Source organism: Pseudomonas sp. GL-R-19, assembly GCF_019956375.1.
Classification (GTDB): domain Bacteria; phylum Pseudomonadota; class Gammaproteobacteria; order Pseudomonadales; family Pseudomonadaceae; genus Aquipseudomonas.
On the sequence record NZ_JAHBDJ010000057.1, the window covers coordinates 1 to 20412 of the forward strand.

Annotated in this window: 21 protein-coding genes, 3 tRNA genes and 2 pseudogenes; 9 read left to right on the forward strand and 17 right to left on the reverse strand. The window is 55.1% G+C overall.

The window, feature by feature from the left end:
* On the forward strand, positions 1-618 hold a 618-nt coding region (locus tag KGA83_RS24625), incomplete at its 5' end, for a DinB family protein (protein WP_223531103.1).
* Positions 619-899: 281 nt separating this feature from the next.
* Here the strand turns inward: KGA83_RS24625 and KGA83_RS24630 are convergent.
* The 3 genes from KGA83_RS24630 to KGA83_RS24640 form a co-directional block, all read right to left on the reverse strand.
* A complete protein-coding gene (locus KGA83_RS24630; protein ID WP_223531104.1) occupies positions 900-1538 on the reverse strand; it encodes an FMN-binding negative transcriptional regulator in 639 nt (212 codons plus the stop codon).
* Positions 1539-1689: 151 nt separating this feature from the next.
* Positions 1690-2583 (reverse strand): dihydrodipicolinate synthase family protein, encoded by an 894-nt coding sequence (locus KGA83_RS24635; RefSeq protein WP_223531105.1) that lies wholly within the window; start codon positions 2581-2583, stop codon positions 1690-1692.
* A gap of 243 nt (positions 2584-2826) precedes the next feature.
* Positions 2827-3522, reverse strand: a complete 696-nt coding sequence (locus tag KGA83_RS24640; RefSeq protein ID WP_108217380.1) for a B3/4 domain-containing protein — start codon at positions 3520-3522, stop codon at positions 2827-2829.
* 45 nt (positions 3523-3567) lie between these two features.
* Here KGA83_RS24640 and KGA83_RS24645 point away from each other — a divergent pair, with 45 nt between their 5' ends.
* Both KGA83_RS24645 and KGA83_RS24650 read left to right on the forward strand, forming a co-directional pair.
* Entirely contained in the window at positions 3568-4185 is a 618-nt protein-coding gene (locus KGA83_RS24645) for a helix-turn-helix domain-containing protein (RefSeq protein ID WP_223531106.1), read from the forward strand.
* A gap of 137 nt (positions 4186-4322) precedes the next feature.
* Positions 4323-4958, forward strand: a complete 636-nt coding sequence (locus tag KGA83_RS24650; RefSeq protein ID WP_108217378.1) for a LysE family translocator — start codon at positions 4323-4325, stop codon at positions 4956-4958.
* A gap of 611 nt (positions 4959-5569) precedes the next feature.
* On the opposite strand, the pseudogene KGA83_RS24660 reads toward KGA83_RS24650, so the two are convergent.
* From KGA83_RS24660 to KGA83_RS24685, 7 genes and pseudogenes are all read right to left on the reverse strand, one after another.
* Positions 5570-5857: pseudogene (locus KGA83_RS24660) on the reverse strand (TIR domain-containing protein); the annotation flags it as partial.
* Positions 5858-6061: 204 nt separating this feature from the next.
* Positions 6062-7465 carry an amino acid permease gene (locus tag KGA83_RS24665; protein ID WP_108217375.1) on the reverse strand — a complete coding sequence of 468 codons (1404 nt, stop codon included), beginning with the start codon at positions 7463-7465 and terminating at the stop codon, positions 6062-6064.
* A gap of 230 nt (positions 7466-7695) precedes the next feature.
* The gene (locus KGA83_RS24670) at positions 7696-8034 is read right to left on the reverse strand and encodes an NAD(P)-dependent oxidoreductase (RefSeq protein ID WP_108217374.1); all 339 of its coding nucleotides are present in this window, start codon (positions 8032-8034) and stop codon (positions 7696-7698) included.
* A complete protein-coding gene (locus tag KGA83_RS30190; protein WP_108217581.1) occupies positions 7931-8188 on the reverse strand; it encodes an NAD(P)-dependent oxidoreductase in 258 nt (85 codons plus the stop codon). The genes KGA83_RS24670 and KGA83_RS30190 overlap by 104 nt, the downstream gene beginning before the upstream one ends.
* 3 nt (positions 8189-8191) lie before the next feature.
* Entirely contained in the window at positions 8192-9226 is a 1035-nt protein-coding gene (locus KGA83_RS24675; protein WP_223531107.1) for an ABC transporter substrate-binding protein, read from the reverse strand.
* 290 nt (positions 9227-9516) lie between these two features.
* Positions 9517-10836 (reverse strand): aspartate aminotransferase family protein, encoded by a 1320-nt coding sequence (locus tag KGA83_RS24680; RefSeq protein WP_223531108.1) that lies wholly within the window; start codon positions 10834-10836, stop codon positions 9517-9519.
* A complete protein-coding gene (locus tag KGA83_RS24685) occupies positions 10833-11900 on the reverse strand; it encodes a phosphotransferase (RefSeq protein WP_108217371.1) in 1068 nt (355 codons plus the stop codon). Before KGA83_RS24685 ends, KGA83_RS24680 begins: the two co-directional genes overlap by 4 nt.
* A 296-nt stretch (positions 11901-12196) precedes the next feature.
* Between KGA83_RS24685 and KGA83_RS24690 the strand changes: the two genes are divergently transcribed.
* From KGA83_RS24690 to KGA83_RS24705, 4 genes are all read left to right on the forward strand, one after another.
* Positions 12197-13660 (forward strand): PLP-dependent aminotransferase family protein, encoded by a 1464-nt coding sequence (locus KGA83_RS24690; RefSeq protein WP_108217370.1) that lies wholly within the window; start codon positions 12197-12199, stop codon positions 13658-13660.
* Between the two features lie 676 nt (positions 13661-14336).
* Complete coding sequence (locus KGA83_RS24695; RefSeq protein WP_108217368.1) at positions 14337-15557, forward strand: PAS domain-containing sensor histidine kinase; 1221 nt, start codon at positions 14337-14339, stop codon at positions 15555-15557.
* 86 nt (positions 15558-15643) lie between these two features.
* The gene (locus KGA83_RS24700) at positions 15644-15862 is read left to right on the forward strand and encodes a hypothetical protein (RefSeq protein ID WP_223531109.1); all 219 of its coding nucleotides are present in this window, start codon (positions 15644-15646) and stop codon (positions 15860-15862) included.
* A 6-nt stretch (positions 15863-15868) separates the two neighbouring features.
* Positions 15869-16036, forward strand: a complete 168-nt coding sequence (locus tag KGA83_RS24705; protein WP_223531110.1) for a response regulator transcription factor — start codon at positions 15869-15871, stop codon at positions 16034-16036.
* A gap of 31 nt (positions 16037-16067) precedes the next feature.
* Here the strand turns inward: KGA83_RS24705 and KGA83_RS24710 are convergent, their stop codons facing one another.
* On the reverse strand, positions 16068-16235 hold the full coding sequence (locus tag KGA83_RS24710; RefSeq protein WP_158273943.1) for a hypothetical protein: 168 nt from the start codon (positions 16233-16235) through the stop codon (positions 16068-16070).
* 162 nt (positions 16236-16397) lie between these two features.
* Here KGA83_RS24710 and KGA83_RS24715 point away from each other — a divergent pair, with 162 nt between their 5' ends.
* Positions 16398-16964 carry a response regulator gene (locus tag KGA83_RS24715; RefSeq protein WP_108217367.1) on the forward strand — a complete coding sequence of 189 codons (567 nt, stop codon included), beginning with the start codon at positions 16398-16400 and terminating at the stop codon, positions 16962-16964.
* 399 nt (positions 16965-17363) lie between these two features.
* A complete protein-coding gene (locus KGA83_RS24720; RefSeq protein ID WP_108217366.1) occupies positions 17364-17663 on the forward strand; it encodes a hypothetical protein in 300 nt (99 codons plus the stop codon).
* Positions 17664-17814: 151 nt separating this feature from the next.
* On the opposite strand, the pseudogene KGA83_RS24725 reads toward KGA83_RS24720, so the two are convergent.
* From KGA83_RS24725 to KGA83_RS24750, 6 genes and pseudogenes are all read right to left on the reverse strand, one after another.
* A pseudogene (locus KGA83_RS24725) lies at positions 17815-18078 on the reverse strand (terminase large subunit domain-containing protein); the annotation flags it as partial.
* Positions 18079-18272: 194 nt separating this feature from the next.
* Positions 18273-18359 (reverse strand) — tRNA-Leu (locus KGA83_RS24730).
* A gap of 195 nt (positions 18360-18554) precedes the next feature.
* Positions 18555-18628, reverse strand: a tRNA-Cys gene (locus KGA83_RS24735).
* A 47-nt stretch (positions 18629-18675) separates the two neighbouring features.
* Positions 18676-18751, reverse strand: a tRNA-Gly gene (locus KGA83_RS24740).
* 63 nt (positions 18752-18814) lie between these two features.
* Positions 18815-19375 carry a CDP-diacylglycerol--glycerol-3-phosphate 3-phosphatidyltransferase gene (pgsA, locus tag KGA83_RS24745; protein ID WP_007992985.1) on the reverse strand — a complete coding sequence of 187 codons (561 nt, stop codon included), beginning with the start codon at positions 19373-19375 and terminating at the stop codon, positions 18815-18817.
* A gap of 32 nt (positions 19376-19407) precedes the next feature.
* Positions 19408-20412, reverse strand: a 1005-nt coding sequence (locus tag KGA83_RS24750; protein ID WP_223531111.1) for an excinuclease ABC subunit UvrC, incomplete at its 5' end; no start/stop codon positions are given.

Genomic DNA, 20412 nt, shown 5'->3' on the forward strand with positions numbered 1-20412 from the left:
GGAAAATCACTGTCCAAGTGCTCGTGGAATCAGTGTCCAAGTGGCCGTGGAATGAGTGTCCAAGTCAGCGTGGAATCGCTGTCCAAGTGTTCGTGGAATGGGTGTCCAAGTGCGTGTGGAATCCGCAAGAACACCATGAGTGCCACGAACCTTCTTCATTCGCTTTACAAATACAAGGCATGGTCTGAGGAGGAGCTGTTCAAGTGCTTGAAAGCCCCCGCGGCAAAAAAATTTCCAACGGAAATGGAGGAAGCACTCTACTGGCTCGCCCATATCAATATTGTTGACCAGCTGTTCATTGCCAGACTGCAGGGAAAACCGGATGAATTTGACTCCATCCTGACCGAACAGAAACAAGACCTAGGTCGACTGGAAGAGTACTTTTCTTCAGCGAATCAATGGTTTGTGAACTACACCCAGTCGATAACAGCAATCGAACTGTCTGATCCGGTTGCGTTTATTTTCAAGGATGGAAAACCAGGTAACATGACGAAAGAGCAAGTTCTTGCACACGTGCTATCACACGGATTGCAGCATCGAGGACGTGTGGCGACTCTCTTGCCTCGTGAGATCCTGCTGGATCACAAGGACCATTTCACAACGTTTTTGAAGCTCTAGGCACTGATTGGCGGGCCCATGTATGGCGCGCGCTGGATGCACAAAAGGAACGTGAGAGAATTCTGCTCAGATGTCGTGCGAGGCTTCGGTGTGATTCAAACTGAGTAAGCCGAGCCCGCCGGCCCGAAGCAGCGATCTCAAAAAACGCCTCAGCAAACCACCTTCTGCTGAGGCGTCCTCACTGCAAAGACAATTCATAAGTGCCGATGATTTTTATGAGGCACTAATAGAGGCGCTCCTTTATTTCGGGAGGCGCCTTTTTGTACGTGGGAAGGAAGATGCTAAATGTCTTTATTATCAGCGCACTCAAGCATGGCTAATCCAATTCCTCGCTCATTACGTGAGACCAAAGCATCGCCAGCACCTCGGATATCACGGGCTTCCTCATCCTGACCGAGCTTGAATTTCCCCACTAGCCTCGTGATTTCGATCTCGACCCCTACAATTTTTCTCAGCATGGCATCTATGTACTCCTTGGGACTATCGGCCATTTTCCAAGGTGCTGGCTGAGATGCTTCATTAGTCTTGGTCAGCTTTGCCACGACACGACGCACGTACTGAGCATCATCGTGAAACGTCACACGACCAAATGCGTGCACGACCCGGTAGTTCCAAGTGGGGACTTGCTGATGGAAATCCTGTTTGCTCGGATACCATTGCGGCGATATATACGCATCTTGAGCTCGAAATATCACCAACACCTCGCTGCCTTGGGCGACTTCATGCCATAGGGGATTATTGCGCGCCACATGCGCCTGCAGCACCCCAAGCTCCCCGCTGCGGAGCACAAGTTCAAAAGGGAGGTGATTGGCGTCAATCCCATCATCCGAACAAGTGACAAGTGACCCAAGCGGATTTCGCATAATGACTTCTTGCAAAACGCCAACACGAGACTCTTCAAACTGAGGGGGGATGTACATTCACTTTGCTCCTATAACTGATCTGCTCGCCCAACATTAGGGCCACTGCGCCGTTCAAAGCCGACTCAACATCGGCCCTACCGCACCTGCTGAGCTGTATCATTGTAAAGATGCAGCTCGGCGTTTCGGATGCGTTCGTAGCACTTACTGCTCAGTTCAGTTCGAGCTCGTCGATCACCGCAGCAATTTGCTGACGCCCTGCTCCACTTATGGTTCTGAGTGGCAACGGCAAGCTCGGATAGTTGGTCAATCCACGAAGCTCGGCCGCAGTTGCAACAACGCGAAAGCTTCCCCCAAATTGTCTGAAGAGGGCCCATAGGGGTTTCAAAGATTCGGAAAGGCGAGTCGCTTCTTCGGCGTTACCTGACAACGCAGCACGCGTGATTGCCAGTGCTGTTTTTGGGAACAAGCCCCCAATGACGGAGTACCAGACCTCACAGCCTGCGTTTAATCCAGTAGCAGCAAATACATCCCCGCTTACCCCGATCGTTACGTGCTCCGGAATCAGCGCCCGAAGGCGATCGACTCGTGCCTTGGCCTGATCTGGTGCTTCGGGAACGCCAGGGATCTTGATCGAGTGCACATTCGGCAGGTGGGCAATGCGCCCGTGAAGCTCATCAGTAAATTCGAAATGGGTGGTGCCGGGGTTGTCATAGACGCATAGCGGGACGGAGATATTGGCGGTGACCGTTTCGTACAGCGAAAAAACATCTTCAGCTGATAGCTTCTGATAGGAAACGGGCGGCAGCAACAATGCTTTGACTCCCGCCTTTTGCGCATCCTCTGCCAGCAACAGCACATCACGTGTACGCAGCGATCCTATGCTTACCATGACGGGAACATTCCCGGCTGCCTCTACTGCCAACTGCGTAACTCGTGAGCGTTCAATCCGAGAAAGGTACGCATAGCTTCCTGTAGACCCGAGCGCACCGATAGAATCCACTTTCGCAGCCACCAGTTGCTCCACAAGGCGAGTAAATGCTCCTTCATCCACACCCTGCTCATTCATTGGCGTCAAAGGAAATGCGCTAAGACCGGTAAACATAGTTCATGACTCCATTGTGTGAGTCTGCAATTAGATCACCACAGGACGGACTGACTCCGAAGCATACATCGCTCAATAATCGACACCATGCGCTGTGGAGAGATCTTCGATTCAGCTGCAGGCTTTTCCAAGGTGATGTGGTTGGGCATGATTGCCACCGATAAAAAAGGCTAGGTGCGAGGCGAGATTGGACATAACCCCGTATGCATCCCCACAAGCAGCCCGTTCCGTCTCGCTTATTTACTAATTGGCACCTGGACCGATAAGTACACTCTCAATCTGAGCGCCTGGCATCATCAGTTGCAGGCCTTCTATCAGCTTGTCACCCGCTTCAGTCAATGCCTCGAGCGGCATTGTCGGCAGACTTTCCAGAATGAACCACATGTGCTTCGCATCTGCACTGAGCCGTGTTCTGACGCCCTGGCGCCAATTCCAACGACGGCAAGTCACCCCCTTATCGTCCCGCCAAACAACCTCGCCAGAATCAGGATATTCGTGGGCTGGAGCACCTTCTTTCATGGTGTCGAAAGGTTCCGACCCATCAGCTACAGCGAGTCGCGGCGAGCCCACATAGGCTTCGACGTTCTCACCGCCGACAGGAACTGCGTACTCAATGCTGATGGCGTTATAGAGATCAACCACTGGATCGATACTCGGCAGACTACCGTCACGCAGGACTCGTTTGCGAAGAGCTTCAGCTGAGCAAGGGGTGCGCTGCGGCTTGGCACCAAATTTTCGGAAGAGATCCGCCCAAGCGGTCAGGTGAGCTTCCGCCCATAGTGCACCACCCGCCGTGACTGATTGACAGGCTCGAGACAAAGCGTCCTTGCCAATATCTGGATTGGCGATTGGTGCAGCTTCGACCACAATGCTGAGCGCTCTGAACTCAGGTGCCAAATTGATTACGTCTTGGTCGATTGACGGCAGTACGGACAGCATCAGAGAATCCCTTTAATCCTAAATTTCATTTCATACTAGCGACCAATGACCAAAATAGTCAATATACCGACCAACACCGGAGCCGACGTTCAAACCGTTAGCGAGGCAGTTTCCCGTAGGCTCAAACAGGAACGAAAGAAGCGGAAAATCACTCTCGACGAGCTTTCCCGTCGCTCCGGTGTCAGCAAGGGCATGGTGGTCGAGATAGAGAAATGCACGGCTAACCCAAGCATCGCGATCCTGTGCAAAATCGCTGCTGCTTTGGGCCTTTCAGTTGCTGATGTCGTGAACGTGTCCGACGCCCCATCTGCCCACCTCATCGAAAGTAAGGATATCCCCACACTCTGGACAGGAAACTTGGGGGGGACGGCTCGGCTCCTGGCTGGAACCAGTGGTCCGAACATGATTGAGCTTTGGCGCTGGGAAATGTTTCCCGGCGAAACTTTTGCCTCCTCAGGGCATCCTCACGGCACTACTGAGCTATTTCACGTGGAGAAAGGGACACTTCACTTCACAGTAGGTGATACCGAGCTGAGCATTTCTGCGGGTTGCTCAGCCGTAGCAAAAACAGACGTACCTCATGCCTACTCAAATAACGGCAAATCAAAACTGATATTCACCATGTCTGTAACGGAGATCCACCAATCCGGGCGTGAAATATAGCGTTCAGACAGCATCGCACTGAAGCTTACAGAGGAGTCCGCGCGGGTCGGCTCTTGTGGTCGTCCATCATCGCCCCGTCATAGGGCTGCTAGCAACAGAGCCGCTGACTGGCATAGAACTTCGTTAAGGGGCTTTTAATGTCATTTGATTACCACCATCTCCTCCTCGTATTCACGGCCTATATTGTTGGAGCAGCGAGCCCTGGACCGAGCAACATGCGGATAATGGGCGTCGCGATGAACCAAGGCAGGCAGCCTGCGCTCCTGCTAGCAGCGGGTGTCATCAGTGGTTCGATTTTCTGGGGATCGATGGCAGCCACGGGCGTCTCAGCGATCCTGGCACAATATGCGCAAGCGCTGGGCGCCTTAAAAACGGTTGGCGGTGCTTACCTGCTCTTCCTTGCCATCAAAGCAGGCCGCTCTGCTCTAACGTCCAATGAGCGGCTCGAGAAAGAGATAGCGGCCGCGCCAAAAGTCTCGGGGTTCAGCCTGTATCAGCGCGGCTTGCTCATGCATCTCACAAACCCCAAGGCACTACTCGGTTGGATCGCTACCATGACCCTTGGCTTGGGGCCGCAAGCTTCGCCAAAAACAGTCGCGATTATTCTGGCCGGTTGCGCCGTGCTTAGCGTCACTATCTTCTGTGGCTATGCGATCGTCTTCTCCACCGCGCCTATGATTCGGGGATACCGCCGAGCGCGCCGATGGATCGAAGGCACCCTTGCGCTAGTTTTCGGAGCGGCTGGAGTAAAGCTGATGTTCTCCCACTCTTAGCCTTGGTCTCGGCTAGCTGTTGACGCTCGTCAATAAATAACGGAAGCACATTGGACGATCGCACCTTCTGCTGATTTTCCCCAATGAATCACGCGAATTACTTCTGGTTGACTGGACCGTCTTCGCCCCTCCATACAACGCTCCCAAGACCTCACAGATCGACGCCAACGGCTCACTTGGTGATTTACTCCGAACTCACCCGATTATTGGTCCTTTGCTGCGGCGGAACAGAAGAGCAAGGATGCAATTGTTCCCTCCCCCATGCAGACCTGCCACCGGACGACTGAAAGTCATGCTGTCAACGAAAATTTGGACATTCTGGACTCAGCATCACTTGCGGGACCGGCTTTACACGCATGACCGCAGAAGTCGCGCCCGGTCGCATCGGCATTGTTCTTAGACTCGAGATCTCTCGCCTGGCGTGTAATAACGCTAACGGCGGCCAACTGTTCGACCATGGCCACGCATGCCCACGCCGCCGAAGGCGATTACCGCCTGGGCACTCAGGGCGAAGTGCTCGATGGCCGAGTGATGTACACCATCGGTGGTGACTCCGCAGTGGGTAGGCGTACGCCAATCAGGGCGTGACCTTTTTCAAGTGTCGCCGAGATTTCCCAATCGATGTAATTCCGCTTTGAGCTTTCCGCGCCAACAAATACGATCGTACAAGACGTGCCGGTGATGTGATTTTCCCGAATACGGCGCATCACGTAATTGACGTCATCGCTATCGATGCTGCGCTCAAGGGAGTTGTCGTAGATCACATCGCAGGTAACATGAAATGCGTTTGAAAAAGCGTTGTAGCAAGCCTGGTCACTGTGGTGATGGTAGCTCACGAATACTTTGTGTTTCACCGGCGCCCGGGGGCGGTAAGCGCCACCGAAAATTCCATAACTCATCAGTGCTCCTTGGCATTTACCGTCGATGGTGAAATGCAATTTCGCACGTTATTCCCCCATGCCCATTCTAGAAGCAGCATTCGCAAAGTACCCCTACCGGCGGCAGACATCCTGTCCGCCGCCTGGCCCATGCTAGTGATCAGCTCCGCTTAATCACGAAGCTGCTCAGCATTGGCTGCCAGATATCCGAACCAATAGCGTGGCTTAGCGGGAATTGCAGCGCAGCTGATGGACGATGCCGATCAGTGCGACGAGGATCCCTGCACCACCTGTAGACACAACCAGGACTTGGTATTCAGGCATGCAAGCCATGATCACGATGCACGCCAGAATGAACACAATCACTGCCCAGGTAAGCCAAGGATAGAGCCACATTTTGAGCGGGATATCTTGGCTTTGGTCCTTGAGCTTGCGACGCATTTTAAGCTGCGAATACGCAATCACCAGATAAACCAGCAAAGCAATCATGCCGGTAGTGTTCATCAGCGTATCGAGCACATCTTTGGGGCGCAGAGTTTCGCTGAAGTTAATGAGCGCTAGAACCACGGAAATCGCGCAAGAACCGATGACGGCATAGATAGGCACACCGGTTTTTTGCCAGGTAATTTTGAAAATAGCCGGTGCGTCACCACGACTCGCGAGCGAAAACAGCATACGGGACGCCGTGTAGTGGGCAGAGATCATGCAACTGCTCACAGATGTCAGCACCACAACATTCATGATCAGCTCAGCCCCAGGGATGCCAAGCAGTTCGAGAGTACGGCGGTACGAGCCGTAGCCGGATTCGCCCAGCATCGGGTCATTCCACGGCACCAGGCATACGATCAGGAAGATGGAGCCGACATAGAACAGTGCGACACGCCAAATCACCGATTTAGTGGTCTTAACAATTTGACGCGACGGGTTGTCAGACTCCGATGCTGCGATAGTCGCGATTTCCGCACCAAGGAAGCCGAACATAACCCCGAGCATGGCACCTACTACGGGATCAAAGCCATTCGGCATAAACCCGTGTTCGGTTAAATTGCTGATTCCGCTAACAGGGCCGAAACTCCAGATATTGAGCACTGCAAGGCTGCCAATTGCCAGGAAGCTGAAGATGGCCACTACCTTGATCAGGGCAAACCAGAACTCAAATTCTCCGTAGTTTTTGACATTGAAGAAGTTGATGCTGATAAGCACCAGAGTCGTGGCCAGCACGAAGACGTTAACGCTTATGCCGGGTGCCCAGTTGTGCAGGATCTTTCCGGCCACGTAGGATTCCCAGGCCATGAGGATTACCCAGTAACCCCAATACAGCCAACCGATGGTGAATCCCGCCCAGCGCCCGATAGCGCGGTCGGCGTAGGTAGAGAACGATCCAGTATCGGGGGAAGAGGTTGCCATCTCACCGAGCATCCTCATGATGAGCATCATGAGAATCCCGCCAGCAAGATACGCTAGAACTGCCGCGGGGCCGGCACTATGAATGACGCTACCAGAACCCACGAACAGAGAACCGCCAATAACACCCGCGATAGACATCATCGTCAAATGTCGGGGTTTTAATCCCGCCTTCAGGCTGGTCTCCTGGCCCTGATCTTTACTTACAGCAAAACTTGTATCCATCGTACTACTACCTCTGATTGTTGTATTGGTAGGAGGTCAAGCCCATACATGTTTGGCACCGTTACCAAATTGAGTCAGGCAACTTTTAACCTCTACAAGGAATAACTAATACCCCTTGGAGAGACCGACTTGATTTGTAAGCGCTCGACCTTCAAGAGCAAGTTTTATGTTCTTTGCCATTTGCTGGGAGACACTGCTGGGCGTTGAAAGTCCGGCGACGTGCGGAGTGATCAAAATGTCGGATCCCAAAGGGGGCTTTCTATGGGTAAGGGTTCGACAGAAGCTAAGTCCAACATCGCCCCGGCAATCAGTCCTGCGTGCAGGTCAGACAGCAGGTCAGCTTCGACCAGGTGCGCACCACGCCCAATATTTATGAGCTGTACCGGACGTTTGAAGCACTCGAACAATCTGAAATTAAGAACTCCGTGTGTGGCTGGAGTCAGCGGCAGCACGTTGATCAGCATGTCAACATTTGCAGCCAACTCTTCGAGGTCGTTCACTCCAGATATAGGACGTGATATTTGGAAGAGATTTTGACGTAATGCTCCAACCCAGTACTTGGAATCCATCTCCGGCCAGGGCTTCGGCAATAGCCTTCCCGAGATTTACCAGGCCAAGGACTCCGATAGTGCGCTCGCGCGCACGAATCGGCGGCCTGAACTGCCAACGATGGAGTCGACTGTTTTTTTCCAAGAGATGGAGCTCACGGTGACTCGGTGCCACTGGTTACTTGCTGGCCCAGGACATGAAGCGTTGCTCCAGGGATTCGCCGTTATCGGTCCAGAATTCGACGTCCATTTGCAACGCGTTCTTCATGTTTTCCGGATGCGTCGGCAGCTCACTGGCGAGCTTCTTATCGAGCAGTGCCGAAACTGCAGTGTTGGTCGGGCCGTACGCCATTTTTTCGGTGTACAGCTTCTGTTGTTCCGGCCGCATGGCAAACGAAATGAATTTGTAAGCCGCGTCCAGATTGGGAGTCCCTTTCGGAATGGCCCATTCATCGAACTGGTAGAGGTTGCCGTCCCAGACGATCTTCAGATTGGCCCCGTTCTGCTGAGCGACGTGGATGCGGCCGTTATAGGACGAGCTCATCACTACGTCACCGGACATGAGGTACTGCGGCGGCTGAGCGCCAGCTTCCCACCACTGAATGTTCGGCTTGATCTCATCCAGCTTCTTGAAGGCACGATCGACGCCCACCGGCGTGGAGAGCACCTTGTAAATATCAGCCGGAGCTACGCCATCCGCCATGAGGGCGAATTCAAGGGCGCCGCGCGCAGACTTGCGCAAACTGCGCTTGCCAGGAAACTTCTTCAGGTCCCAGAAATCTTTCCACCCAGTGGGCGCGACCTTGAGCTTGTCAGCGTTGTACGCGAGCACATTCGACCAAACGAAAATACCTACGCCGCATTCGGTCTGCGCGCCGTTGACCAGAGGCTCCTTGATCCCTAGACGCTTGTAGTCGAGCTGCTCGAACAGCCCATCGCCACAACCCCGCGCGAGATCGTTGTCCTCCACGTCTAGGATGTCCCAGTTCACGCTCTTGGTGTCTACCATGGCTTTCACCTTGGCCATCTCACCGTTCCACTCACCGGCGATCACTTCCGTACTGGCTTCCTTCTCGAACGGCTTGTAGAAAGCCGTGATCTGAGCATCCTTACTCGCCCCGCCGTACGAGATAACGGTGACGCTCTCTGCCATCGCATTCCCCGCGATTGCCAACCCACTCAGTGCCACAAGACCCAGTACTTTTGCGTTCATTGCTGCGCTCCTATAAAGCTGCATGTAATTGTTTTAATTAGCAAAAAGTAGATTTGGAAGACAGGAAGATCTCTTGTTGTGAGTTGAAAACCTATTTTTCTCACGGCAGCTACGACAGAGATCTGGGTGGCACTGAAGCGAATAAAATTGCTTGCAGAAACCTAACTGTCCCGGTTGATCGTATTCAAATTATCTGGGGAGCAATCACGTACCTCCGTTACTAGACAGTGACCAAAATTTCCTAGGCGAAGTGGGAACATCTCGCGCCCCCACTCCGGCCTTGGCAGCGCTTACTTGAGATCGCCAAGTACGCTGTCGAGGGTTTCGATGAAGATGTCCGCCTGCGCTCGCTGGAAGATCAGCTGAGGACGAACCTTCAGAATGTTTTCCATCGGACCGGCAGAACTGATCAGCACGCCGCGCTCACGCAGCCCGTTGACCACCTGGCGCGTGGCGTCGGCATCGGGGGTTTTGGTGGAGCGATCGCTAACCAGCTCAACCCCTAGGAACAGGCCTGCGCCGCGAACGTCGCCGATGACTTCGTAACGCTTGGCAAGCTCCTCGATTCCAGCCTTCAGGTAAGCACCGACCGACGCGCAGTTGCGCAGCAGTCCTTCGTTCTGGATGACGTCCAACACGGCATTAGCCGCAGCACAGGACACCGGGTTGCCACCGAAGGTGTTGAAGTAGCGAGCGGTACGGCCGAACTCTTCGACGACATCAGAGCGCATGACCGCGGCGGCGATCGGCTGACCATTGCCCATGGGTTTACCCATGGTCACGATATCGGGCTCGACGCCGTGGCGCTGGAAGCCCCAGAGATGGGAGCCAGTGCGCCCGAAGCCGGATTGGACTTCGTCGGCGATGTACAGCAGGCCTTCCTGCTTCGCCAGGGTGATTGCATCCTTCGCAAAGCCGGCAGGGTCGGACAGTACGCCATCGCTGGCAAAAATGCCGTCGAAGAGAATGGCCGCAGGCTTGATGCCATTGGCGCGCATGTCATCGATGGCCGCGCGGACATCCTCCACGAAGACCCGCGCAACATTTTCGACGCCTAGGCGGTAGGCATCAGGTGCGCGGACTTTGCGGACGAACGTGCCCAGCTCGACGCCTGCTCCCAACGAGGGAGAGACAGCAGACACCAGGTCAGTGATGCCGTGGTAGGCGAGTTCGGTGACGATCACGCCAGTACCGCCGGTGTACTGCTTGGCGATTCGCAAGGCCAGGTCGTTCGCTTCGCTGCCGGTACAGGTGAACATCACGTGATTCAAGTACGAAGGGAACGTCGCCAGCAGTTTGTCTGCATAGTTCAGGATGCCCTCGTGCAGATAGCGCGTATGCGTGTTCAGCACCTTCACCTGCTCGCAGATCGCGTTGACCACGTGCGGGTTGCAGTGACCGATCGATGCGACGTTGTTGTAGGCGTCCAGGTAGCGCTTGCCGTCGGCGTCGTAGAGCCACACGCCCTCCCCCTTCACGATGTGCAGGGGACGCTCGTAGAAGAGGCGATATGCCGGGCCGAGGGTCTGGTCGCGGCGCGCGATGAGCCCGCGCTCTTCCTGGGAGAGATGTTCGGCGTCGGTCGCCGTGAAGCCATTAACCATTGTCATGCCACTGCCTCCTTCGAGCAGATGCGAGCGATTTGTTCTTGAGCGAGTCCACGGGGAATGTTTGAGAATCCACGGAGGCCGACCCACGCGGATGGGGCATTGCGCAGGATGTACGCTCGGTTTTCCGGATACATCGTCGCGCGCCAGTTCGTGATGGCGACGGTCATCACCATGCGTGCAGCAATGAGATCGAAGAGGATCTCCTGCTCAACCTCTTCCAGCGGGCATACGCTGTTGTACGCACCGATGAAGGGCAGCGCCTGGGATAGAACGTGCTCGCCAGCGCCCAACTGGTAGGAGGCGCCCACGGCCAGATCGTTTATCAGCGGCGCATGCACCATGTCGCCGAAGTCAAGGATATTGCGGATGTTCTCCGGACGATCACGTTCAACGATCACGTTGTGGAAGTTGAGGTCGTTGTGAATGACCTGACCACGGAGACCTTGAAGACGTGGGAGCGCGTAGGTTTCGAAGTTCTCGAGGAACCGGGCTACCAGGCTCCGGCCTTCGAGATCGGGAATCAGATCCAGCAAACTGCCCATGCGCGAACAGTGCTTGATGTCCCACAGAAGCTCATGGCCGGCAGCCGGATGGAAGAAGCCGCGCAGGGCAATGCCCAAGCGAGCCAGGTGTACGCCCAGGTTCTCACTCAGCACTTGGCTGGGAGCTTCGATCCTGTTGAGCGGTACACCCTCGACGAAGGAGAGCAGGCGCACCAAGACCTGTTGTCCACCCAGTTCGACCGGAATCTGATAGGTGCCGGACTGGTTCGGATAAACACGCGATACGGGCAGGGTGGGATCCGTGCGCTCGACGTGAAGAAGCGCCTTGTTCTGGAAGTCGGCTACGTTGACGTCCTCTGCTGAGTTGGAAACCTTCAGCAGGAACTGACGGCCATCCTGGCAGCGAAGATGGAAGTTCAGGTCACGTTCGCCGGCGAGCAGTTGTGCCTGGCAGTGCAGACCGAACTGCTCCAACGCCACGGCCTGCGCCTGCTCGTCAGAGGCCTGCGGAACAGCAGCGGTGAGGACATGATCATTCGGCGCATTGGTTTGAGTTTTCACGGATCGTCACTCTGAATAAACATCGGAATCAGCGGCTGCTCTGCGCAGCGGAAGTGACGATAATGCAGATTGGACAGAACGATTAGAGCCAGAGTTATCTAGTTTATAAGTCCACTTTTAGACCCCCTTCGAAAAGCGCCAGCACAGCCTCAAGACAGTTCAGGCTGAGGTCCGGCTACCGGGGCCAGGATGCGCATGAGCGTGGGTTCCGGGTCGATTTTGAAATACGGGCTGACATCGCTCGCTATTGGACTTATCTTTTACGCGCAAATACTTGCTGAGCTTGGGTCCAGTTTATGAGCGCGCGAATCCACGACTTTTTGGTTGGGAAGCTTGATAGGGAAGGCAGTGAAACGCTGCAGAGGCAGATCTATCAAATCATCCAAGACTCCATCCTTCGGGGGAGGTTGCCCGTGGATTTCAAAATGCCGTCCACGCGATCTCTGGCCGACCAATTACAAATTTCCCGTATCACCGTGTCACTGGCGTACGAGCGGCTCACCGAGGAGGGCTATCTGTATTCACGCCCCGGCAGCGGTACGTACGTAGCGGACACTCTTCCGCAAACCTATCTACCGAAGAAGGTTGAGGAAGCCGAGTACACAGCAGCTCTGCTTTCACGCCGCGGCTTGGCGATAACGTCCAGGGTCACTGGCCTCGCCAACGCCGGTGGCGCCTTCGTGCCTGGTGTAGCCGATGCAGACCTTTTCCCCTTCCACATCTGGAAGCGGCTGCAGAACAGGTACTTCCGGAAAAACCATATGGAGCTCACCGGGTACGTTGAGCACGGGGGATACCGCCGGCTTCGTGAGGCGCTCGCCTCCTACCTGTATGCATCCAGGGCGGTAAAGTGCAGATCCGAGCAGATCATCATCACGATGGGCACGCACCAGTCGTTGGATCTGGTGGCAAAATTGTTGAGTGATCCGGGTGACAGCGTATTGATCGAGACGCCTTGCCACTGGGGAGCTCCAGTCGTCTTTTCAGCCGCCGGCCTCGCTGCTCAACCCATTGCAATCGACTCGGATGGGGCCTGCCTTCCTGAGTTGGCCAACGAGGCTAATCCCCGCTTCGCGTTCATCACGCCATCGCATCAATACCCCACTGGCAACATCATGTCGCTGCAGCGCCGCCGGGAGTGGCTTGCGTTCAGCGATGCGCGGAACATCTGGATCCTCGAGGACGACTACGACAGCGAGTTTCGCTACGACACCGAGCCTCTGCCATCCCTGCAGGGGCTCGATACCAAGCACCGAGTTATCTATCTCGGGACCTTCAGCAAGGTGGCTTTCCCTGGTCTGCGCTTGAGCTACCTGGTGGTACCTGAGCCCCTGGCTGACGCCTTCAGCAAAGGGATGACCCAGCTGTATCGCCCAGGCCTCCTCCCCGTCCAGGCAGCTATGGCGGACTTCATCCAGGAGGGGCACTTCGCGAGCCACATTCGGAAGATGCGGACCGTGTACGCTGGAAGAAGAAATCTCTTGCAGAGAAGTCTGCTCCAGCAGTTTGGCTCTAAGATTCAGTTCTCCGCAGGCGCTGCGGGAATCCACCTCGCAGTCACCGTTACCCCCAAAGGCATTGCCCGGGAAATGATTCGTCGTGCACCGGAGTTTGGCCTGACCCTGAGGGGCTCCTACCAGCTTGATGCAACCGTCGATGATGATCTTCTGGTTCTGGGGTACGGAGGCATCAAGGAGCCGGATATCGCCCCGGCGGTTCAGCGCCTGAGGCAGCTCTACGACTCGATAACAGCAGGATAAGGTCATGGATTCAATCTTTAGTCGGCTTCGAACGGAGCGCAAACGCATAGGCGCCAGCCAGCAAACGCTAGCGGTGCTTCTGGACGTATCGAGACGAACCCAATGCAGTTACGAGTCCGATGCCAGCGACCTGACTTCAGCGAAGCCGGAATCGAACCGGCACGCCCTTACGAGCGGGGGATTTTAAGTCCAGGAATAATTATTTATAAATCAGCTGGTTATATAAAGACCCTCACCTCAAAATCACCTTACTGCTTGTCTTGCAGCCCAATAAATACTTGAGTTAAAAAACTTTGCGGCAAGAAATTCTCCCGCTGTTTTCCTAAATAACATCCCTTCGGCGAGAAGCCGCTACCGGCCGATTCTGTTGAAAAAGTCAGCCATGGTTTGCGCATCAGAAAAGTACGCGTCCGAGATTGAAATTTTTACATTTGGCAGAGGCATCCGGACTCGGATTTCACGTAGCAGCGTGCAAAAAAGGCATTTTAACCAGTCAATGATCAGGCAGTTTGGGCAGAGCGACTTTTTCAAAAGAATCGGCCATAAACGGTCATTCACGCTGGTGTACCCCCGAATGTCGAGGCCAATCACTGCGAAAGGGGCAAATCCTGAGGGTCCTTGCGCGAGTCGAGTCTATAATTTTCCAGATATCGACCCCATTGGTCAGTGAATGCAAATGCCCTCAGATGACGAGTCGCAACCCGGTTCTGACGTTCTCTCCGACGAAGCTGACGGAGGCTTACTGCTGACCGCAGAAAATGGCGAGATCGCACAGGTCAACCTCACGTTCTGCCGCTGGTTAGGCTACCGGCGAAAAGAGCTGCTCGGTCGTCACATCCAGGACTTGATGAAACACGAGGGAAGGACGTTCCACAAGATGTACTGGGCGCCCCTCATGCAGATACAGGGCGTCGTGGCTGATGTGAAGTTCGACCTCGTTCACTACAACGGACATTCCATTCCAATGATGCTCAGCGCCATCAGCTGTGAGCATTCTGCTGGCATTTTTCATGAAATGACCCTGTTCAAAGCCGCGGATAGCCAAAGGTACGAGCGCGAACTGCTCAATGCCCGAATGCTTGCCGAAAGGCATTTGGCGAAACACCTCAAGGACCAACGCGTACTGGATATGACCCAAGACAAGTTGCGTATCACGTACGCTGCGGCTGAAGACAGAGCCCTGTTCGCCGAGCAGCTTATCGGGATTGTCAGTCATGACCTGCGTAACCCATTGTCGGCGATAAAAATGGCGGCGGAACTGCTGGGCCGCAGGGAGATGGATGCTAAACAAGCACAAATACTTGGCCACATCACCCACTCGGTAGAGCGCGCACAGCGTCTGGTGGCCGATCTGCTGGATTTCACCTTGACGCAAGTCGGGCGAGGTATCTCGGTCCTGCCCAAACCCGTTGATCTACACGAACTGGTGGCCGATTGCCTGGACGAGTTGAGCCTGGCTTTTCCCGGGCATAAGTTGACCCATCTGCGGTATGGGCAAGGTGATTTTTCTGCAGACAGTGATCGGCTCTATCAGCTCATCGGCAACCTGGTCGCCAATGCAGTCGCCTACGGCGCCGCCGATAGAGAAGTCACCGTTTCTACACACGTTGAAGATCAAGCGGTCATTATTACTGTGCACAATTTTGGCACCCCAATACCTGAGGTGTTGCTTGGGGATTTGTTCGAACCGATGATCCGTGGCAGTCATGACAATGCCGAACTCAGAAGTGTCGGGTTGGGTCTGTTCATCGTTCGGGAGATTGTAAGGGCGCACTACGGCGAAGTGGCTGTAACGTCTACTCTCACCACCGGTACAACATTCACTGCAACCTTTCCTCGCACCTTAAATCAGCTTGGATTGCCCCCTCACTCAGCCCCATCGCCCGTCCATTACTAGCCGACGATAGCCTGGCGTGACTGGCCGCTGTAGTTCGGTTGCTGCCTGTTGCGAAGGGCAGCAACCGACCCAGGCTCGCCGTTCTGATGTTGAGCATGCATTCGGTCGAGGCCAATGCGTTACGCGCAATCAAGCACGGCGCAGCGGGATACCTCACCAAGGATATTTCCGCAGCCACCCCGGTTGCGGCAGTTCGCAAGGTGGCCTCAGGCGGCAAGCACGTCAGTCCTGAGCTGGCAGAAAAACTGGTCAGCGCTATCGGCAGAGGCGACGGGGCACCCCACGAAGCGCTATCCGACCGGTAACTTGAAGTGCTAAAGCTCCTTGCTTCAGGCGAGAGAATTGTCCGCATCGCGCAGATATTGCACTTGAGCCCGAGTACCGTCACGACGTACCGGGCACGTATCCTGGAAAAAACCGGGATGGACAGCAACGCGAAACTGACCCGCTATGCACTTGAAAACGGCCTGTTGACTTAGAACACCCTGCCATCCGACGCAGCCGAGTCACTCAATCGTTCTCGGCATCCTCCACGCTCTGCGGTAAACGCCCGGGCATCATTGAATCGTCCTGATTGAACGTCAGGTACGGTTTGACGAACTGTGCAGGAATGATGCGCAGCACATGCCCGGCTTCGCCGAAGCGTCGCCCGATCCAGCCTGCTTGTAGTGGAATCACTACAAGCGCTTGGCCGATATCGCCACAAAGAACTCCGGCTAACGCCGATGGTGGGGTCCGTTCCAATCAGGCACATTTACCTCTCGGAAAATTTCCGTCCGCTGAATGGAGTTGTCTTCGTCAGCGTCTTGTAACGCCATGTCAAAAAAGTCAGGTGAAATCATGCAGGTCACCCACACCGAACCATTGACTGCACTGATGCCAGCCAGAGATACAGGCCCGTTGCGCCTGTTTGTCGTTGAGGATTCGAACGTTGTGCCAGCGCTGCGGCGCACGGTGTTGCCGCAGATCGCGGGCCTGTCACTTGCCGGGGTGTTCCACCGCGCATCGACCGCCATCGCTGCCATCCGGCGTGAACCGCCCGATGTCGTCTTGCTGGACGTCAACCTCGGCGACGGTCAGGGCATGGAAGTATTGCGTGTGGTCGCGGCCGAGTATCCGCGGACAAAAGTCATCGTGGTCAGCAATTGCGCAGCTCCGACAGATTGGAGGTACTTCACAAAAGCGGGAGCCTACGCCTTCTACGACAAGAACCATGAACTGGCCATCATGCGCCGCATGTTGGAGCGTTTAGCCCAGTCCTTGTTATCAGAAGATTTTTTCTGCTGGCAATCATTCCCAAATGGGAGCGGTACCCCATGGAACCAATCAGCAAAGAACACGACTTTCTCGCCGTGCTGCGGCACGTCATGTCGCATGGCGTCATCACCTTGCTGGCAGTGGCCATAGCGTTTGCCACGCCGGATGCCGCACGGTTCATTCTCTATGTATGGTGGCCTCGCGTGGAGTTGGACGCCAATCAGCTGCTTGCGACAGAAATCGTGCTGGCCTCAACCTTGATAGTTCTGTTCCATCTGTGCAAACGCGCATGGGACACCGCTGGGAGTATGACTTCGACGCCGCCGACCTGGTCCAGCGGGATGCGACCACTGGCAACGAGACCGGGCGTGCTCCGCTCGGACTCCCCGTCCATGGCAGCCGCTTGAACCTTCTCGTCTGCTTCAGGATATGGATATGCATGTGAGCAAATTGCACGAGTCAGAAAAGACTCTGGAATCGATATTCGTAAGTTGAGCGCGGAGTGCGCGCTGCATTCATGTTGAACCAATGTTCTAACTGGAGGACATTATGATGATAGGTTATTGGTTGTGTGCGTTGCTGTGGGGTGTGGTGTTGCTGGAGGAGATCCAACTCATGCCCCTTCAAGAATGGAAAGACGAGGGTCTGAAAAAGGTTCTGTTGCTGCGCCGGACTAGAACCCGGACCGGCTACTTTATTGCGTTGATCGCGGGCGCCATGTGCCTTTATAGCGAAATACTGGTGGGGCCGGTCGATCAGGGCATTTTCAATCCGGAGCTCATACTTGCCCTGTGTGGTGTTCTTTGGGGTGCTTATCTTTCCGTAGTCTGTATGAAGGGGAAGCGATAAATGCCTGGCTCCATGACGACTGCCGGCCAGTGATATTTCACTATCGTCGGCCGGCTGGGAAACTCCGCCGGTCAGGCGCTCAACTCAGCATTTGAACAGCCGCAGACACGTAGGCAGCCACAGCATCCTTCACCCACACGCTGTTCGGGTTGTCGTGGGACACGTCCAACGTGAGCCGTTGGGCCGCCGGTTTGCCCTTGTTGAAGCGCTCACCGGTCCAGAACGTGTAGGCCTCGTGGGCCATGCTCGACGGCGTCGAAAAATAGGTGCGCAGGTATTGCTTCTGCATCGCCATGCCGCTGGCAACTTTGTTCAGTTCGTTGAACTTGAACGTCCAGAAGAATTCGTCGAAGTAGAAATTGCCGTGGTAGCCCTCGGCGGTGCGAGCGTTCGTGCCCAGAAAGTGCAGCCCGGCGTTAACCGGCAACATTCGAGAGGCGATAGACCAACTAGATCACACCACCGTCGTGATGACCAAGCATTACATCCGTAACCGAAAAGGTAAGAAAGTGACGTCAACAAAGTAGGAATTGCGGCAAGATTCAAAAATTGCGGCAATAAAAAACTAAGGGCCTGCATGAGGTATCTCACGCAAGCCCTTGATATTCATGGTGCCCGAAGCCGGAATCGAACCGGCACGCCCTTACGAGCGGGGGATTTTAAGTCCCATGCGTCTACCAGTTTCGCCATTCGGGCGGTAGCGCGGTGAAGCGTCCAGGTTCTGTCAAATAACGATCTGGCAGTCCTGACGCTTGTGCAGCAGAGGTGGAAATATATACATCCAGCCCCGGTGAAGCAAGTTCGCAAATACCCTTTTCAAGACTAAATCTTGCAGGCTACTGCAAATAAAAAAGCTCCGTAAATCATAGATCTACGGAGCTCGTTTATTAGTGGAGGCCGAGGTCGGAATCGAACCGGCGTAGGCGGATTTGCAATCCGCTGCATAACCATTTTGCTACTCGGCCTCAAAACATTTGTTGTCTAGTAGCGCGACATCAAATGCGTACAAACTTGGAGCGGGAAACGAGACTCGAACTCGCGACCCCGACCTTGGCAAGGTCGTGCTCTACCAACTGAGCTATTCCCGCGTCTTGGTGTGGCGCATTCTATAGATTCCAGAAGCCCCGTCAACCCTTTGATTCAAAAAAGTTTTATTTCTTTTCAACGTCGGTCTTCAGATGTGGCCAGGCAGCCCGCAAGTACTGGACCATCGACCACAAAGTCAGGCCAGCCGACACCATCAGCAACGTATAACCCAGCAAGACCCAGAAACTGAAATCCTTGGGATTGGCCAGCAGGATCACCAGCGCCAGCATTTGTGCGGCAGTTTTCCATTTGCCCAGGTTCGATACGGCGACGTGGGCACGAGCACCCAGTTCGGCCATCCATTCGCGCAGCGCCGAGACGACAATCTCGCGACCGATGATCACGGCGGCAGGCAGCGTGAGCCACAGGTTTCCGTGTTCCTGTACCAACAGTACCAGTGCAACCGCAACCATCAGCTTGTCGGCAACCGGATCGAGGAAAGCCCCGAATGGCGTGCTTTGCTCCAGACGGCGGGCCAGATACCCGTCCAGCCAGTCGGTGGCGGCAGCGAATGCGAAGACCGAGGCGGATGCCAGGTAGCTCCACTGGTAAGGCAGGTAGAACAGCAAAATGAAGATCGGTATGAGTAGAACGCGTAGAACGGTAATCAGATTAGGGATATTCATCGGCACAACTGGCTACGAGGTGAGGGGGCATTCTACTCGCTGTGCAGATTTGCATAAATCAACTCTGCGAGCTTTTTACTGATCCCGGGGGCTTTGGCAATTTCTTCGATGCTTGCACGAGACAGCTCCTGCAATCCACCAAAATGTTTCAACAAGTCACGCCGACGTGTAGGGCCGACGCCGGCGACGCCTTCCAGTGTAGACGTCCGACGGGTTTTTCCACGCCGGGCGCGGTGCCCGGTAATGGCAAACCGGTGGGCTTCGTCGCGAATCTGCTGGATCAGGTGCAACGCAGGAGAATCGCCGCGCAACGTGAACTCATGTGCAGCGTCGTTCAGGTACAGGGTTTCGAAACCGGCCTTGCGCGTCGCGCCTTTTGCCACGCCGAGCAGAATCAGGTCAGGCACGGCCAATTCATCGAGCACGTCGCGGGCCATGGACAACTGACCTTTACCGCCATCCACCAACAGGATATCCGGCAGCTTGCCCTCCCCGTCCTTCAGCCTGCTGAAGCGTCGGGTCAACGCCTGATGCATCGCCGCGTAGTCATCGCCGGCCGTAACGCCCTCGATGTTATACCGGCGGTAATCGGATTTGATCGGGCCTTCGGGGCCGAAGACCACGCAGGACGCCACCGTCGCCTCGCCACTGGAATGACTGATGTCATAGCACTCAAGTCGTTGAGGAGGCTCATCCAGCTTCAGTACTTGCGCCAGCGCATCGAAGCGTTCCGTAATGTGCTGACGATTCGCCAGCCGCGCACTCAGTGCCTGCTCGGCATTGGTCACCGCCAATTGTTGCCAGCGCGCCCGCGTACCCCGCACGCGATGGCTGATGGTCAGTTCACGACCGCGCAACTCGTCGATGGCGGCGATCAGCGTTGGAAAGTCGTCGTGGACCACATTGACGATCAGTTCACTTGGCAAGTCGCGCTCAGGACTGCTGATAAAGTACTGGCCGAGAAATGCAGCCATGACTTCGCTAACGTCTTCTTCAATACCCACCTGTGGGAAGAAGTTCTTGCTTCCCAGTACCCG

Coding starts and splice junctions, on each gene's coding strand:
- KGA83_RS24675 (WP_223531107.1), bottom strand. CDS start 9,226: ATGAACGCAAAAGTACTGGGTCTTGTGGCACTGAGTGGGTTGGCAATC.
- KGA83_RS24695 (WP_108217368.1), top strand. CDS start 14,337: ATGCCCTCAGATGACGAGTCGCAACCCGGTTCTGACGTTCTCTCCGAC.
- KGA83_RS24665 (WP_108217375.1), bottom strand. CDS start 7,465: ATGGATACAAGTTTTGCTGTAAGTAAAGATCAGGGCCAGGAGACCAGC.
- pgsA (WP_007992985.1), bottom strand. CDS start 19,375: ATGAATATCCCTAATCTGATTACCGTTCTACGCGTTCTACTCATACCG.
- KGA83_RS24650 (WP_108217378.1), top strand. CDS start 4,323: ATGTCATTTGATTACCACCATCTCCTCCTCGTATTCACGGCCTATATT.
- KGA83_RS24645 (WP_223531106.1), top strand. CDS start 3,568: ATGACCAAAATAGTCAATATACCGACCAACACCGGAGCCGACGTTCAA.
- KGA83_RS24720 (WP_108217366.1), top strand. CDS start 17,364: ATGATGATAGGTTATTGGTTGTGTGCGTTGCTGTGGGGTGTGGTGTTG.
- KGA83_RS24670 (WP_108217374.1), bottom strand. CDS start 8,034: ATGGATTCCAAGTACTGGGTTGGAGCATTACGTCAAAATCTCTTCCAA.
- KGA83_RS24700 (WP_223531109.1), top strand. CDS start 15,644: ATGTTGAGCATGCATTCGGTCGAGGCCAATGCGTTACGCGCAATCAAG.
- KGA83_RS24680 (WP_223531108.1), bottom strand. CDS start 10,836: ATGACAATGGTTAATGGCTTCACGGCGACCGACGCCGAACATCTCTCC.
- KGA83_RS24715 (WP_108217367.1), top strand. CDS start 16,398: ATGCAGGTCACCCACACCGAACCATTGACTGCACTGATGCCAGCCAGA.
- KGA83_RS24630 (WP_223531104.1), bottom strand. CDS start 1,538: ATGTACATCCCCCCTCAGTTTGAAGAGTCTCGTGTTGGCGTTTTGCAA.
- KGA83_RS24635 (WP_223531105.1), bottom strand. CDS start 2,583: ATGTTTACCGGTCTTAGCGCATTTCCTTTGACGCCAATGAATGAGCAG.
- KGA83_RS24690 (WP_108217370.1), top strand. CDS start 12,197: ATGAGCGCGCGAATCCACGACTTTTTGGTTGGGAAGCTTGATAGGGAA.
- KGA83_RS24640 (WP_108217380.1), bottom strand. CDS start 3,522: ATGCTGTCCGTACTGCCGTCAATCGACCAAGACGTAATCAATTTGGCA.